At 62.3% G+C, this 15,355-nt stretch carries 14 protein-coding genes; 2 read left to right on the forward strand and 12 right to left on the reverse strand.

The features are described from left to right. The first annotated feature begins 122 nt into the window (after nucleotides 1-122). Nucleotides 123-791 carry an N-acetylmuramoyl-L-alanine amidase gene (locus PLL20_06090; protein HPD29545.1) on the forward strand — a complete coding sequence of 223 codons (669 nt, stop codon included), beginning with the start codon at nucleotides 123-125 and terminating at the stop codon, nucleotides 789-791. A 3-nt stretch (nucleotides 792-794) separates the two neighbouring features. Here PLL20_06090 and PLL20_06095 read toward each other — a convergent pair whose 3' ends face one another. The 8 genes from PLL20_06095 to PLL20_06130 all read right to left on the reverse strand — a co-directional run bounded on the left by PLL20_06095 (nucleotide 795) and on the right by PLL20_06130 (nucleotide 8,584). Next, nucleotides 795-2,765, reverse strand: coding sequence for a hypothetical protein (locus tag PLL20_06095; GenBank protein HPD29546.1), 1,971 nt, complete (start codon nucleotides 2,763-2,765; stop codon nucleotides 795-797). Nucleotides 2,766-3,461: 696 nt separating this feature from the next. Continuing rightward, a complete protein-coding gene (locus PLL20_06100) occupies nucleotides 3,462-4,292 on the reverse strand; it encodes a Sir2 family NAD-dependent protein deacetylase (protein ID HPD29547.1) in 831 nt (276 codons plus the stop codon). A 131-nt stretch (nucleotides 4,293-4,423) separates the two neighbouring features. Continuing rightward, nucleotides 4,424-5,128, reverse strand: a complete 705-nt coding sequence (locus tag PLL20_06105; protein ID HPD29548.1) for a hypothetical protein — start codon at nucleotides 5,126-5,128, stop codon at nucleotides 4,424-4,426. Between the two features lie 188 nt (nucleotides 5,129-5,316). Further along, nucleotides 5,317-5,544 carry a hypothetical protein gene (locus tag PLL20_06110; protein ID HPD29549.1) on the reverse strand — a complete coding sequence of 76 codons (228 nt, stop codon included), beginning with the start codon at nucleotides 5,542-5,544 and terminating at the stop codon, nucleotides 5,317-5,319. After that, nucleotides 5,541-6,002, reverse strand: a complete 462-nt coding sequence (locus PLL20_06115) for a type II toxin-antitoxin system VapC family toxin (GenBank protein ID HPD29550.1) — start codon at nucleotides 6,000-6,002, stop codon at nucleotides 5,541-5,543. Before PLL20_06115 ends, PLL20_06110 begins: the two co-directional genes overlap by 4 nt. Then, the gene (locus PLL20_06120) at nucleotides 5,999-6,247 is read right to left on the reverse strand and encodes a hypothetical protein (GenBank protein HPD29551.1); all 249 of its coding nucleotides are present in this window, start codon (nucleotides 6,245-6,247) and stop codon (nucleotides 5,999-6,001) included. The genes PLL20_06115 and PLL20_06120 overlap by 4 nt, the downstream gene beginning before the upstream one ends. A gap of 242 nt (nucleotides 6,248-6,489) precedes the next feature. Next, nucleotides 6,490-7,674: a glutamine-hydrolyzing carbamoyl-phosphate synthase small subunit gene (carA, locus tag PLL20_06125; GenBank protein HPD29552.1), complete on the reverse strand. Its 1,185-nt coding sequence runs from the start codon at nucleotides 7,672-7,674 to the stop codon at nucleotides 6,490-6,492. Between the two features lie 154 nt (nucleotides 7,675-7,828). Next, on the reverse strand, nucleotides 7,829-8,584 hold the full coding sequence (locus PLL20_06130) for a YggS family pyridoxal phosphate-dependent enzyme (GenBank protein HPD29553.1): 756 nt from the start codon (nucleotides 8,582-8,584) through the stop codon (nucleotides 7,829-7,831). 326 nt (nucleotides 8,585-8,910) lie between these two features. On the opposite strand from PLL20_06130, the gene trmB reads away from it, so the two are divergent. Beyond that, nucleotides 8,911-9,519, forward strand: coding sequence for a tRNA (guanosine(46)-N7)-methyltransferase TrmB (gene trmB, locus PLL20_06135; protein ID HPD29554.1), 609 nt, complete (start codon nucleotides 8,911-8,913; stop codon nucleotides 9,517-9,519). Between the two features lie 95 nt (nucleotides 9,520-9,614). Here trmB and PLL20_06140 read toward each other — a convergent pair whose 3' ends face one another. The 4 genes from PLL20_06140 to PLL20_06155 form a co-directional block, all read right to left on the reverse strand. Beyond that, nucleotides 9,615-10,802, reverse strand: coding sequence for an NPCBM/NEW2 domain-containing protein (locus tag PLL20_06140; protein HPD29555.1), 1,188 nt, complete (start codon nucleotides 10,800-10,802; stop codon nucleotides 9,615-9,617). Between the two features lie 108 nt (nucleotides 10,803-10,910). Beyond that, nucleotides 10,911-11,603, reverse strand: a complete 693-nt coding sequence (locus PLL20_06145; GenBank protein ID HPD29556.1) for a hypothetical protein — start codon at nucleotides 11,601-11,603, stop codon at nucleotides 10,911-10,913. Then, on the reverse strand, nucleotides 11,600-12,964 hold the full coding sequence (locus PLL20_06150; GenBank protein ID HPD29557.1) for a hypothetical protein: 1,365 nt from the start codon (nucleotides 12,962-12,964) through the stop codon (nucleotides 11,600-11,602). Before PLL20_06150 ends, PLL20_06145 begins: the two co-directional genes overlap by 4 nt. Nucleotides 12,965-13,184: 220 nt before the next feature. Then, nucleotides 13,185-15,353, reverse strand: a complete 2,169-nt coding sequence (locus tag PLL20_06155; GenBank protein ID HPD29558.1) for a hypothetical protein — start codon at nucleotides 15,351-15,353, stop codon at nucleotides 13,185-13,187. Nucleotides 15,354-15,355: the final 2 nt, after the last annotated feature.

The following is a 15,355-nucleotide window of genomic DNA, read 5'->3' on the forward strand; positions in this document are numbered from 1 at the left end:
TTCTGCCCCCCGAAACCGCCGGCGGTCGCACCCCGTCATGCAGCCCCCTATCTGATCAACCGGCTCGTGCGCCCCATTGGCCGATCCTCGCAGCCCTGTCAGTACTCATAACGGGTCTGTCTTTGTCCGGTTGCACGCCGATTGATGCTTCCGGCTGTCTTCCTCAGCTCCCCAACCCGATCATCAACGTCCGCGAGGCGCCGCGCGTCCCCCCGCCACCTCCTCCCACATCACTCAAGAGAATCAGCGATCGGACCATCGTCGTGGACGCCGGCCATGGAGGTAAGGATCCCGGTGCCCTTCCCAAGTTCCGCGGCCAACTGAGAGAGAAAGATATCAATCTGGATATCGCTACCAGAATCGGCAACGACCTCAGCTCTCGGGGGGCCCGGGTGGTGATGACCCGCACCAGTGATGTGTTCCTTGAACTCGACGATCGGTCAAGGCTGGCCGACCGACACCGCGCCGATCTGTTTTTGTCGATCCACGCCGACTCGTCAGCCAAGAAATGGATCTCCGGAACGGGCATCCACATTCACCCCCGCGCTAACTACGAAACCATGCGAATGGCCCAATGCATCGCGGCGGCCTTTCGCCGGAACGACATATCCTGCCGTGGAATCGTGCGAAACAACTTCCACGTACTCCGCGAACACAACAGCCCCGGCATCCTCATCGAATGTGGGTATATGACCAATGCCGCCGATGCTCAACGGCTTAACGACCCCGCTTACCGTTCCAGGCTCGCCTCCGCCATCGCCGAGGGCATCGCCGACTACTTCTCCCGCTGACCTCTATGGTTTGCCGCAGATCGCCCTCGCCACCGGGTCGACAAATTTCGGATCGACTTGCTTGCGCACGACGTCGGTCGCCGGCTGCACGATTCCGGCCTGCAGCTCCCCGTCGCCCATCCGACCTTTCAGGTCGGTCAGCGCCTTGGCAACAGGATCGTAATAGGGCTTGTGGGCGATCATCCCAACATTGTGGTAACCGGTCCGCTCCAACCATCGCCCAACCGACAGCAGATACGCGGACAACTTCCTGCTCAACGCGGCGTTCTCGATGTCACCTGCCGCCGAACGGGCGAATTCCAGCCCTCCTGCGTGTATATCGAGCATGAATGCCAGGTCTTCCAGAATGCGACGCTGCCACTCGCCAATGACCAAAGCCAGCGGGCCTCGGGCCGTTTCATCGGTGGCCAGCATCCGGATCCGCTCTGCCAATTGCCGCGAATCCTCCACGTCTTCGCGCGTCAATGACATCCATCCCTCGGCCACCGCGCTGGCATCCCGGCAAACCAGGCCGCGGGCCAGTCGCGGAATCGCCCCGTCAACCGGATCGGCCGGATCCTCGCCCCACAAAACCATCGAGTAGGCAACAATATTCGGCATCTGCACCAGCGGCGTCTGGGCATTGCCTTGGGCGGCCTGTAGACCATGATCGATCGGCCAGCGAGCCTCCCGCTTGATCAGCTCGATCCGCAAGTCGGTCAGCGGCCCGCAGGGTTCGTTCTCAATCAGCCCATATGGAAAGTGAATCGCCTTGTCTTTCAGCTTGTACTTCTCGCAGGCGGCAATGTGCTCGGGCCAGAAAACGGTCATCATCCACGGCGGCCGGACACGCTCGACCATCCCGCCGACAGCCTGGTCGATATTCTGCTCCCGCGTGCCCGTGCCCCAACCCATCCACGTCCAGTAGATCAACGGCTGCTCGCTGGGTCGTTTCCCGTATTTGTCGATCAGCTCACGATGACCCGCCAGAATATCCACAAACGCCGAGGCCGGACTGCCCTTCCACCCGCCGGGGTCAGAGTCAATGACGCAGTAGCCGTCCGCGTTGGGCACCGTGCGGTACAGGTCGCTCCGATGATCGAGTATTTTCTTCAGGTTGTCAGGCTCTCCCGGATCGAGCAACTTCTCGAAATCGAAGTACTCGCGGTTCTCAATCGGCACGCCGCGCGAGTCCTCGGTGATATTGTTCGGGCAACTCACGACAAAACCCTTCATCCCTCGCTGCTCGTGCAGGTAGTCGATGATCTCGGCGTATTTCCTCAGGTACGCCTCGTCTTCCTTCGACAGAGGGTGCGGCAGAAGTTCCATCATCGGCCACATCTGCATGCAGTTGAACCCCAGGTGGGCCAGCAGGTCGATGTACCGCTTCCAGTCCTGCAGCGACCACGTCCGCAGCGAGTACGGGTTGTTGTACGCCCAGTGCAGGTGGGCATACATGCTTCGGATGCGGATGTGCGGCCGGCCCTCCACGGTCAGTGGAACGTCGATGCCGACGTCACCCGGACTCCCCTTTAAGCGGCGAATCAGTGCGAAAACGCCGAACTTCAGCCCGCCCGGATCATGGTCCGACCCGATCGAAACCAGTGGGACCACGCCCGAGCCGGACGTGTCCCTCCTTTCTGCGTGGATGACGAAGGCCTCGCCGAGATCCGCGTGTTTCTGGAAGAGCGAGCCTTTGATCAACTCTGTGGCCGTCCCGACTCCAATCGCGATGACCGGCCGGTCGGCAACGATCTCCGTGCCCGACCGGACCTGGACGACCTCCGGCCTGGCGCCGGTGAACATCTGGATCACCGCACCGAGGTCCTCCGCCGCACGCCGCACGTACGCCGGCTGGCCTTCCACCAGTTGAATGGTGCATCCTTTCAGCGACAGGGTGCCGGTCTGTCCGCTCGCCCGCGCCGCCGGCAGGGCGCAAACCAGCAGGGCCGCTAAGGCCCACAGGCAAACCCCGTTTCCCGTTGCCCAGTTCATGTCTGTCCTCCTTGGAAAGCAGGAGTTCTCCCACATGTGGCCGCAATGTTCAAGCACGCCGCCGACCGAGCCGGGCGATACAGTACCGCCCAGGCCGCCGTGGCGACCGATTCTACGAACCAACCAACGGACCAATAGATCAACAGACCAGCACCCCGCTCCGTTCGCGCCCGCCTTTCCGGAACACCTCTTGTGGTACCACCGCGCCAGAGCACATGGCGACACCGCGCTCTTTGACAAGTGAAACCATCCGAAGGAGGCGATCGGCCTTCAACCGGATGCAGAGTGACTCTGCACTACCCCGTCCGGCTGACTGCAGATCGCTGATCCCTTCTCCGCGCCAAACCAACCCAAACTTGGGTTGTCTGGTGAAACGGCGAACTCGTGTCCTCGCGCCCCGCAATCGCACTCGCCAGACTTCTCCTGCTCGGCCTTGTCGGGCTGACGAACGCTGAAGATTCCTTTGCGCCAAACAGACCCAAAGCTGGGTAGCCTAGGAAAAATGGAAAAAGAACTGGAAAAGCATCTAGGTATCTGCGAATAAAGGCTTTACAGCAAAAACCACCCCAGCGAACGTCAGCGTGTGGTTCCTCGTACCTCAGGCGGCGCCGAAATCTCAAATCCTCGAATCCGGAATCCCAAACCTCAGATCTCAAGTCCTCAACTCTCACATCTCAAACTCTCAAATCTGAAATCTCAGATCCCACATCCCCCCGGCTCGCCAAACGCCGCCCGAACCAGCCCAGGCAAAACCCTCGCGGCCGGGCCCGTGAGCGGGAAATCCGCCTCCCCAGGAGCCAGACCCACATCGATAGTGGACGCCCCGGCCGAGCGCGCGATGCCGGGAAGCATCGCCGCCGGCATCACCATCGCCGACGTCCCGACCGTGATCATGCAATCGCATCGCTCGGCCGCCTCCTGAGCCAGGCTCCAGGCAGGCTCCGCCATCGCCTCGCCAAACAAGACAATCTTCGGCCGGTGAATCGAGACCCCGCTCGGGCCAAGCATCGAGTGGATGGCCCTCAGCGCCTTGGGCAGCGCCAAAGTTGCCTCCCTTGCCTCGCGGAGTTTCCGGACAATTCCCTGGATTTCCGTCCGCGACAGCAGCCGCACAAATCGGCCGCCGAGCGTCACGATCTCGAAAATCGAGCCGTGCACCTCGTGCACAGTGGTGCTGCCCGCCTCCTGGTGCAGGCCATCGACGTTCTGAGTGACCACTATGACCCGAACATGTTTCTCCAGCTCGGCGACGGCCAGGTGGGCCGGGTTAGGTGCCGCCACGGCGATCGGTTCCAGCACAGCGATCAGAAAATCGGTAAACAAGCGCGGATCGGCAACCGCCGTCTTGACCAAACCGTCCCAAGTGGCGAACCGCTCCGGCGAAAACCGCTCCCACAGCCCGTCGCTGTCACGAAAGGTCGGAATCCCGCTCTCCGCCGAAATCCCCGCCCCCGTGAAGACCACAACGTTCTTCGCGGCCCGAAGACACTCGGCCGCGGAGGATAGGTTGCCTGCATCATCGCTCATAGGTTCTCTGGAGAAAATGATACCGCAGGTGTGGTGCCTGGGCGAGGCACCGCAGAAGATGCCCACGCGAAGCTACGGGTATGGCAACCGGCAAACGAAGCCTGCCGCCGTCCCTGGTAGACATCGAGCAATCAGTTCAGGTACAGAAGGTAGGTCCTTCCGGACGCACGATCCCAAAGCATCTTCGCCGTTATGGTCGCGATACCTTCGCAATGCTCATGGACGAAGAGAACGGGATCTGGCATCGGCTCGACGTTCTTCCACGCTCGGCCGCCGTGAATGGTGAAGTTTGAGAACGCCCGTTCCCAGAGCCAGGGCCACTGTTTTCCCATCTGTTGCGACCAGATTGTCATCGTCTCCTTGTCAACGACGAAGCCCCTGTGCTGCACGAGCCGCTCGATTGTTGCCTGATCAGCTTTGAATCGCATGAGAATAGCTTGATCTCCGCTGAGACCGATGCTTGCGCTGTCGATGGCAAGCTCGCTTACGCCTGGAGGCGGCGACACGCCGAATACACGCGTGAAGAGCCGATTGCCGGTTCCGGCGAAGCACGCCAGGAAGCTACCACATACCAAGAGGGCGAGAATCACCTGAATTCTGCGTCCCATTGACCAGTCGCGGATGACACGTTCAAGAACGAGAGAATCGAGAAGGCCGATGATCAGTGCGGTCGCCAAGGTGCTGGCGACCGTGGAGAAGCACCAGTCCTTCGACAGAATGGCCACGGCCACCGCAGTACATAACGACCCAATCAGAACAAGTGCGAAACGCGGAATCGGCCGCGGCCAGGTTGACGCCGGTTGCAGGGGCTGCTCAGAGTCAGGAGTCTCAGCCATGGGTTCTCCATGGAATATCATACCGTCGTGTCTCATGTCCGGAAGTGGGTTCGCGCCGAGGAGCAACGGCGACAAGGCAGTCTTGCGGCCGGTCTCGGTCGCCGGGGCGACTCCGCCTGCGGCGAGGCAGGCTCAACTCTGCCCTACCGGCTGAAAGCTGACCGCTGATCGCTGACCGCTTTCTCCGCTCACCCCGCCTTGCCTTCCAGCCGCGCCTGTGCCGCGGCCATCTCCTCGGCGGTAGGGGCCTTGCCGCTGCGGATCATGTCGATGAAGCAGTCGAACAGGTAGGTAGCATCGTGCGGGCCGGGCTTCCAGCCCGTCGCGGATCGGCAAGATGCCGGCTCAACACGATGATTCTTTCTGCGTTTCTGCTTGACCCCAGCGCGAAGAAGTGGCCGGGAGTAGCGCTTCATGCCTGCGGCTTGCCGGTCGGCAACTGGGGGTTTGCCTGAGGATCGATCGCTGCCATTCCTTCGGCGGTTGCGGCGGCAAGCAACTCGGCATCAGACGCAATCACGCTGACCGACTCTTCCAGTTCCTTCCCCATCATGGCGGCGGACGCCAAATGGATTGCATCCGCAGTGCGGAGGCGATGGCGGCGGACAAGCGCCTCCGCCTGCTCGAGGACGGTTGCGGAAACGCCCGCTTCGTAGATCGCCTCGCGGTCGCGTCCGATCTTGCCCAACACTGCGCCTATCTCCGAGTCCGAGCGTCCGGCGCGGCGAAGGATCGCCGAAATGACCTCGATGTACCCCAAGCTGGAACACGCCACGGGCAAGCGCAGGTCCCAGAACCCACGCATCCAGTCGCTTCCAGCTTCCCGCACGTAACACTTGACCCAGGCGCTGGCATCAAGGTAGTAGAGGCTCATCGCCGATCCTCAACGAGGGTCTGGGAAACCGGCGGGTCACCCAGGTCCAGCTGCCTGATCTGCTCTTCGTTCCATCGCACCGGCGGACGGATGCCGGCCTTCAAAAGGCGTGCCTGTTGATCGGTTTCGGAGATCGGCTGAGGAGTGACGACGACATGCACGGTTTGGTCAGGCTGCCCCGTCGGCAACTCTAGACGAAGCACGCCATCCGGTCCGGTCTTCGCCGTTGTTTCAACCGTTCGCATGTTCGGTCTCCTTTGGACGGCAAGTATGTTGCCTTGCCACAAGATCATTATATCCGATGCACACCTCATGTGGCTATGGTCCCGACTGCGTAGCTGTCAAGGGAGCGGCCCATCGGTGGGCGAAGACGGCACAGTCTTGCGGCAGGTCTCGGTCGCCGGGGCGACTCCGCCTGCGGCGAGGCAGGCTCAACTCTGCCCTACCGGCTGAAAGCTGACCGCTGATCGCTGACCGCTTTCTCCGCTCACCCCGCCTTGCCTTCCAGCCGCGCCTGTGCCGCGGCCATCTCCTCGGCGGTAGGGGCCTTGCCGCTGCGGATCATGTCGATGAAGCAGTCGAACAGGTAGGTAGCATCGTGTGGGCCGGGGCTGGCCTCGGGGTGATACTGTACCGAGAAGATCGGCAGGTCCTTGTGCGAGAAACCCTCCAGCGTCTTGTCGTTGAGGTTCTCATGGGTGGGCACGCCGCCGACCTTGACCAGCGAAGACGTCTCGACCGCGAAGCCGTGATTCTGACTGGTGATCTCGACCCGGCGTGTGGCCAGGTTCATCACCGGCTGATTGCCGCCGCGATGCCCGAACTTGAGCTTGTATGTCTTGGCCCCCAGGGCCAGACCGAGCAACTGGTGCCCCAGACAGATGCCGAAGATCGGGGCCTTGCCGACGAGTCCGCGGAGCGACTTGATCGCGTAGTCCAGCGGTTCCGGGTCGCCCGGGCCGTTGCTGACGAAGATGCCGTCGGGCTTGTGTTCGAGAATGGCCTCGGCTGCCGTGTCGGGCGGCACAACCGTCACCTCGCAACCGGCCTCCACCAGATTGCGGAGAATATTGCGCTTCATCCCGCAGTCCATGGCCACGATGCGATACGTGCCCGTCTTGTGGCGGTGATCCATCGCGAACTTGCTCTCGAAGCCGCTCGTCCACTTGAAGGCTTCTTTGGGCGCGACGCGTTTGACCATGTCCTGACCGACCAGCCCGGGCCAGCTCCGCGCCCGCTCAACCAGGGCCGCGTCGTCGAGTATCTCTGTTGAGATCGACCCGCGCAGGGCCCCCTGGATCCGCAGCTTACGAGTGATTGCCCGCGTATCGACGCCCTCGATCGCGACGACCCCGTGCTTACGAAGCCAGTCTTCCAGGGAGCCGCCCGCGCGAAAGTTGCTGTGCCGCCGGGCCAGTTCCTTGATCACGAAACCCTCAACCTGCGGCCCGCGCGATTCGAGATCTTCTTCGGTGATCCCGTAGTTGCCGATGAGCGGGTAGGTCATGGTCACGATCTGCCCGCAGTACGACGGATCCGTGATGATCTCCTGATACCCGGTCATCGAGGTGTTGAAGCAGACTTCGCCGTCATGCGTGCCATCGGCACCAAAGGCCTCGCCGGCAAAGACGGTCCCATCCTCAAGGGCTAGTTTGCAGGGACGATTGGGCATTCCGTGCTCCTGAATGGTGGTCCTGCGGTTTCGGCCGTGCGAAACGCGGATTCTCTACCGGATTCAATCCCCCGCCCCCAAAGCGGTGGGCCAACCAACATGGGATTCTAGCGCGCCCGCGGCGTCTTTTGAAGACCGATGGCTCGACAGACGGCTACTGTTGCTGCACGGGGTTAGTCAGACCTTCGAACAGGGCCGTCCCGATACGCACCAGAGTCGCCCCTTCCTCGATGGCGACCTCGAAATCGTTGGTCATGCCCATGGAAAGCTCCCGGAACTCCGGCTTGACCACGCCTTCGTGTTTCATGTCTTCGAACAGCTCACGCAGCCGACGGAAATAGCATCGCGCCTCTTCCGCATTTTCGACCAGCGGCGCCATCGTCATCAGGCCGACGATACTCAGCCCGGGCATGGCAACCACCTGCTCGGCCAGGTACGGGGCCGCCCCCACGGCAATGCCGAACTTGCTCTTCTCGCCCGAAACGTTGATCTCGATCAGACAGGGGACCACACGCCCGAGCTTCGCCGCCTCATCACTGATTTCTTCGGCCAGCCGCAGGCTGTCCAGCGAGTGGATCATATCCACCCACGGCAGCAACTGACGAACCTTGTTCCTTTGAAGATGCCCGATCATGTGCCAGCGAGGCGTCGGCGGGCATGTGCCCGGCTCCAACGTCCGACGCCGGGCAAGGTGCTCGTTAATCATCCCGGCACGCTTGACCAGGTCCTGCACGCGCCGCTCGCCCAGGTCCACCATGCCCATCTCGATGGCCGCCCGGATCACGTCCACCTCGACCATCTTGGTGACGGCCACAAGGCGGACGCTCCCAGGGTCCCGGCCGCTCCGCCGGCATGCCGCGTGGATGCGGTCCCGAACACGTTTGTAGTTGTCCGATAGCTTGCGTTTCATGGTGAGTCGCTGCAAGCTGCCCCAACGGGCGTGCTTCAAAGTAGCGATTATACTCGTGGCAGACCCTTTGTGAGACTCCCGCTGATCCCGTCGAAGCCGACAGCGGTCCGCAACCGCTTGGACGGGGCCACAACCGGCTTGTCAGCCAACGTCTTCTGCCCCTCCAGACCGCGCGGCTGAACAGGCCGCCTGTGGCACAGAAAAAACGCCCTCACCGAATTCGTCACCGACTCGCCCGACGACCTTCCCTCCGGTCCCCCGACCGTACGCGTTCCTTTCCAGCCATCAGGTTGATCCGTCCAGCGGCGCCGGGGATCATAATCGTTATGTTGACGATTGACGATGTCCTGTTGCCGCCGCCCGGCATCGGCGAGCTGATCGACTTCCAGGCGATCTTTGGCGACAACCGGCCGATCGAAATGGAGATCGGAACGGGTAAGGGGGGCTTCCTCCTCAATCGGGCCCGCGCCCTGCCAGACAGGGGCTTCCTCGGCATCGAATGGGCTGACAAGATCTGCCGCTACGCCGCTGATCGAATGGTCCGATGGGGCGTGACGAATGTCCGTCTAATGCGCGCGGACGCCGGTCATCTGGTCGCACACAGCCTGCCGGCCAAATGCCTGACCATTCTGCACATCTACCACCCCGATCCCTGGCCCAAGAAGCGTCACCACAAGCGACGGCTGATTCAGCCGGCCTTCATCGCTGCGGCCGCGAATGCCCTCCTGCCCGGCGGCCGAATCGCCATCCAAACCGACCACGCCGAGTACTTCGAGCACATTCGGCAGGTGGTAGCCGGCGAGCCGCGGCTGATCGAGGTCCCCTTCGACGTGCCCGAGGCCGGGGTGCAGGAGGGTCGTGTCTCAACAAACTACGAGATCAAGTACCTGCGCGAAGGGCGCCCCATCTATCAACTTGCGATGATGAAGAAGTGACGAGGGCCTGCAATCAGCCGTCATCTTGCATGTCAGCGACCCCATTCAACAAGCCTTCGACCCGTGCTCGAGAGCCGTGGCAAGCGATGGCTTTTCTATCTGATCAGCCGCACCTCCGCCCAGTCGGCCTGGTCGCCGATGTCGATGTCGTCGCCGAACTCGACGATGAGCTGGATCTGCCGGGCGTTTTCGATCGTTGCCAGCAGCGGACGGGCGGCGTCACGACCGGTGACCGGACCGCTGTTGAAGACCTCCTTGCCGTCGGCCAGCACGCGGAAGATCACGTTTCCCCGGTCACCCACCGCCTCATCGATGCCGATCATCGCCGCCAGTCGGACGAATCCCTCGGGCACGTCGTAGGTCAGCACCGATCGCGAATGCACGCCGATCCCGCGGTCAAACGACTGCTCACCGATGCGCATCGGCTGATTCGACACCGCGCGATTCACGCGATAGGGCCACCGGGTTGCACCAAACGGCTCAAACTCGTACTTGGCCGGGGTAAGATCGCTCAGGAACAGCACGCGGTCGGATCGAAAGCGGATTTCGCTCATCTGCTCGATAGGCAGACTCAGCACAGTACCCATGCTCAGCCGCAGACGCAGCAAATCTGCTTCGATGCCCACGATCTGGCCTGCCCATGTGCAACCATCGCGCAGCGAGCAGAGTGCCTGAGCGAGAGGCGGCGTCGACTGCCCGGTCGCCATGACCACGGCGAAGGCTTCCTGAGCTGCGAATGGGACGGATCGATCACGCCAGCGGAAAGAGCCGCCATCGGCGCCGAGCGACTCCAACGTTCCCTTTAGCGTGGTCACGCGATTGTTTCTCACCACCAGAAGCTGATCCTCGTCCGGCTTCTTGTCGGCCAGGGTCTGCTCAAATGCCGCCGACAGATCGTGCCTCTGATCACCGCAACTGCACATCGCCGCCATCAGAGACAGAGGCACTATCAGCGACTTGGTCCACTTTGTTTCCAGCTCGAGCCCGCCCGAGTCGCTGCCCAGCACGCGTGCCGAAATACGACCACCGTCCCTGAGATGGATGACCAGAGGAAGTGGTTGGGATTGCGAAGCCGCCGCAGTGTGCGCTGTTTGCCACCTCAGCGATAGCAACTCATCAATACGAACGGTTCTCGCCGCTCCCCCGGTTTGCAGGCGAATCTCGCCTTCCTGTCCGGGCCCCGCCCACTGCCCCTCGAACACCTGCCCATCGAGCATCAGAGCCTGAACCGGCGACGCCGAAGGTGATACCGCGATAACAAATGCGACCGCCAGGATGGTCATTCAGTCACCCCCTACGCCGTGAGCAGGCTCCGGCAGGATCATTGTCTTCCCTGTGATTCTCCATTCAGTGTTCGCAATTCATCAGCACTGCGCTCCGCTACGCCGAGGCTATTCTTCCTTGGCCAGTTGCTTGTAGTACTGCTCGACGAGCTGTCGGTACTGAGTGGGGAAGTCCTTTCCGATCGATTGCAGAATGCGTTCGCGTTCCTCGGGACGCATGTTACCCCATGTCTCCCCCGGCCGAGCAGTCGCCGGTGAATGCTGCTCGCCGGGGCCGCCTTGCGAGGGCGAGGCCGTCGACTCCTTGGCCGGCTGGTTGGGCCTGCGCACAGCCGCGGCCGTGCTCCTGCGGCATAGGCGGCACCCCTTCCCGCCGCACGCCTTGCACTGCCCTTGCCTCTGCTGCCGTTCCTGTTCCTCGACCTGCTTGATGAGCCGGTCGAGGATCTCAACCGCTTGTCGCTGGCTTTGCCGCGTGACGACATCAGCCTTCCCCGCATCGAGACGTTGACCGGCTTGAGACATCAGGGCCCAGACGCTGCTGAGATCATCCGACGGCCGCGTGGCGACGGATGGGGGGCCGCAACCGGAAGGTGCGGTCTCCGGGGCGGAGGCCGGAGCGGCAACGCCAAACGATCCGTGCCACAGCAACGCGAAACTCATGATCGCACGAAATGACAGGCAACGAATGACGAATCGCTGGCCAGGATTCGGCAATTCCCGCCCCCGGTCCATGCCAAACCCTGACCCATGAACCCTGAACCTTTCTGCAAATGGGATTCCGGTCGCTTCTGTGTTCATGGCTTCTTCATCCGTTCGTCCATCTGTCTGGCCAGCTCTGCCAGCTCATTCTGCTGCGTCGACAATCGGCGAATTTCATCCCGCAGACCCGATCCAGCGGCCGGGTTCTTCTCAATCGCCTCGCCCGCCATGGCCGTTCGCTCGTTCAGCCGCTGCTGACAGCCCCGCAGCAGCTTCAATTCGGCCGATGCAGCCACGAGCGGGGGATTGCATCCCTGGCCGCCGCCTCCGCCTGCTCCGCCGCCGGGTGGCGGGTTCGCGGCCGCCTGCTTCAGCGAATCAATCAATTGGCTCAGCGTCTCGGCAATCGCGACCTCGATCCGTTGCGTGTCAGTGCCGGTGTCTTTCTTCTGCAACTTGGCGGCCACGCGTTCCATGTCGTCGCGAACCTGTCCCATCACTTGCGGAAAGACCACGGTTGTGCCGTCGGCCTTGAGCAACCGCAGCATCTGGCTCGTCTGATCGGCAAGAGTCATCTCGTCCTTGCTCAAGCCCGTCAGAGCCAGTTCGTCCGCGTGAGTCCATTGCGCGCGCCCTTTCTCATCGAGCACCTGCGTATCCCGGTTGATCAGCAGTTGCTTGTCGAGCATCGCCTGCAGCAGCACTTGCAGTTGCCGCAGCGTCTGATCCCGCTGCTCCTGTTTGAGTTGCTCGATGGCCTGCTCCAGGTTCTCGATGGCCTGCCGAAGCTCGTCCTCAGCCTCCCTCTGGCTTTCGGCGCCTTGCTCCGTCTTTTGTTGCCCGAGTTCCTGAGACGCCCGCATCATGTTTTGTGCCCCACGTGCGACATGCTCGTTGCCGGGGTCGGGCGGTCTGGCAGGCTGGGTCTCGGTCTTCCGGCCGGACATCCTCTCGCCGAGCTGGCCTGTCTTCTCACCGAGTTGCCTCTGAGGTTCGGCGGCTTCCGCGATCGCTTCAAGCCGCTGCTGCGCCTCGAGCAGTCGACGCACCTCCTCTTTCAGGGCCTCCAGCCGTGCAATCTCTTCCTGTCGTTGGCGACTGCCGTCGGGTTCCTCAAGCAGCACCTTGAGCACACTCTCCAGGTCGCGCACGATCTCAATCTGCTTGTCCGACGCCCCGGCCAGGTCTTCGTCGCTCAGCAGACGGATCGTTACCTCCATGTCCCGCCGAATCAGCAGTTCCCGGGCCTTCTTGAGAGCGGCTTCCAGCCTCGCGGCCTGTTCGGGTTCCCTTTGTGAGAGCTGTTCAATCAGCCGGAACATGCGGTCCTCGAGCTGAATCATCCGGTCACGGACGATCTGCTGCTTGGTGGCCAGGGGGCTGGCGGTTGCATCGGTTTGGACGGTCGATAGAGGCTCAGCCGCCGCCGCCGGCGCGACGGGCAGGAGAATGCAGAACAACGGGACCAACAGGCGCCCAAATGCCCAACGCCCAAGCCCCAATGACCAATGAAATCCGAATGACGAAATCCGACTGACGAATGGAGTCCGAAATCCAAATGTCGAAGACTCGCCGTGGCGAGACGAAATCCGAGTGGGCCAAGTAGCGGCGGGCTCTGGGCGTTTGGTCATTCGCACTTGGTCATTCACTGGGCATTGGGGCTTGGGCATTGGTCATTCCCTACTTAGCCGGCTCGCTCCCCGGCATGGTCCCCAGAATGTTTCGCTCCAGCTTCGTTTCCGTTTCCTGGCCGACATTGCGCTGCATATTGAGAACGTCTCGCAGCAGAATGACCGCCTCCTCGAGCTTCTCCCATTCTAGCATCCGGGCCAGAATGTTGTTCATCTCATCGCGCAGGGTCGATTGGGCATCTCGGGCCTTGCGAACCCACTCGGCATCGTCACCGCCCGCCAGCCGGTCGATCATCTCCGCCGCGGCAGGCATCTGCTCTCGGGACAGACCCCGGAGCGGCTGTGCCACCCCCCGCCCCAATCGCTCCTCAACCGTCGCGCTGGACAGGGCGTTGACTCGCATCTCAGCCAGCACCTGCTCAAACTGCCTGGCCACCGTCGCTATCTGGCCGGCCTGGTCCCTCTGGCGGCGCGCCAACTGACGCAACCGCTGGCTGTGCTGCCGGCGATCGGCCGCCGCGGTGGCCGGTTCCAGGACCGACAGCAACTCCGAGTAAAGTTCCTCCTGCCGTCGCAGGTGGCGCTCAAAATCCTGTCGATACTCGTGCTGCCGGCGGTTCAGATCCGCGGCCAGTTCCTCACGGCTGACGATGCGAAACACCGCCGGCGTCGATTTGCCCACATTCGGCCCGGAGATATCGTCGAAGTCCGCCGCTTCCGCCCAGATGCTCAGCCGGTCACCCTCTGCCAACCCGTGCTCGGCGACCGACCACTCAACCGAGCGGTTGAAGATCTTGGAGCCCTGCTCAAAACCGGCTAACGGCTCCGCAATACCCTTATCCTCCGACTTGCCCGAACTGAAGACGACGGAAACGCTCGCCAGACCGTAGGTGTCGCTGAACTCCATGTCTGTCGGCAACACGGCCTGCGGAGTGATCATCTCGCCGGCGCCCTGAATCCTCATCTTCACAACGGGAGCTTGATCCGGATCGACCCGCACGACAAATCGGGTCAGTGGCACGCGCGGGCTGACGTTCGTCAGACCGCTCGGACTGGTCAGCTCAAAGTGGTAAGCGGCGGAGGTCGTCGGACGGTCGGATGCCCGGAACTCCCGTTCGCCCACGCATTCCGCAGGACCGACGGTGCTCTGCTTGCCGCCGACGTCACGGACCAGAATCGCCGAGGCAATCGGTTGGCTCGCCTCGATGGTCAAGCGGATCTCGCTTCCGACCAGCGCCTCGGCAACATTCTGCCCTTCTCGCAGCTCATAGGGTTCAAGCCGCGTATAGGCCGGTGGCGCAATCCCAATTCGCGCGCGCGTGATACTGGGCCGGTCAATCACCTCGATCGTAAAGGGATCGGTCTGCGCGTCTCCCCCGACAATCCGGCAGGTCACCGTCTCGGTCAGGTGCTCGAACATGTGTATGAATCGTACCGGCTGCCCGCGAACCTCCGGCATCTGAGCCTGGCCTCGCAGGCTGCCCGCGCCGTGGTAGTGAATGTAAGCCTGTCGCGGAGCTTCGTAACCCGGTACTACGGCGGCTGAAATGGTCGCGTCATCACCGCGCGGCACGACCAGCTTACCCTCCGTCAACCCTTCCACAACCAAGCGGTTTTTCAGAGGCCATTCAACGCTTCTCAGCAGCACGTTTCGCTCGAACCAAAGGCCCATCGTACCAGGAGCCGCCAGCAGTAATCCCGCTATGCCGACAAGACCCGTCAGGCCCAACGTCGCCTGTCGAACCGCTCGTCGATGATTGAGTGAGTCGCTGAACCGCAATTGCGACGCCGCGCCGTTTGCCTGTTCGATGACCTTGTCAATGAGGGCGGCCGATCCACGGTTGACCCCCTGCGGATGGGCCACAAACTCGGTCGCCGCAATCAGCCGACCCCCCAATTCCGGGTGTTTTCGCTCGATAATCGTTGCGAGGTCGGCCTGGGCAAGGATCACCGCCGCCGGCCGGATCAGGTATCGCCGGCTCAGCCAGCAAAGAACACCCCAGACCGAGATCGCCTGAACCCATCGCATGCTCGTGTCGAGTCGGAAAGTATGATCGACCGCCAAGGTGATCAGCACCGCCGCCAGCACCGCCGGGCTCACGACCGCCAGACCGTCCGCCAGGAGATACAGACGAATACGCCTCGCGAGCGCATCCAACCGCACAAGCGTATGTTGCCGAAATTGCAGTCGCGCGGATTCGCTGACGTTTACCAACATCT

This window comes from Phycisphaerae bacterium (assembly GCA_035384605.1).
Lineage (GTDB): Bacteria > Planctomycetota > Phycisphaerae > UBA1845 > PWPN01 > JAUCQB01.